Annotated in this window: 1 protein-coding gene; it reads right to left on the bottom strand. The window is 35.8% G+C overall.

The features are described from left to right. On the bottom strand, window positions 1-307 hold a 307-nt coding region (locus tag Z053_RS29295; protein WP_035096752.1), incomplete at both ends, for an IPT/TIG domain-containing protein.

Raw genomic sequence — 307 nt, 5'->3', positions numbered from 1 at the left:
CTGTTATCTTAAAATTAGTAACTGTGAGTTTACCAAAATCTTCGCAAGACATTGCATCACCAACATAGGTAAATAAAGGAGTAGTCTCAAAAGTGACACCTTTTACCGTTACCACAACTGGCCCTGTAGTTGCATCTGGCGCAATTACTGTAATACTTTTAACAGAAGCATATTTTACTATTGCTTCAACACCATTAAAAGTAACCTTATTTTCTTCTTTAATCTCACTAAAACCATTTCCTCTAATCCAAATATTCGTGCCTACAAACCCTTCAGTAATGGATAAGGAAGCTACATCTATGGCCTG

The sequence above is a fragment of the Aquimarina megaterium XH134 genome (genome assembly GCF_000520975.1).
Lineage (GTDB): Bacteria > Bacteroidota > Bacteroidia > Flavobacteriales > Flavobacteriaceae > Aquimarina > Aquimarina megaterium.
Note: the sequence above shows the minus strand (reverse complement) of the source record. Positions and strands in the feature narration are given on the sequence as shown.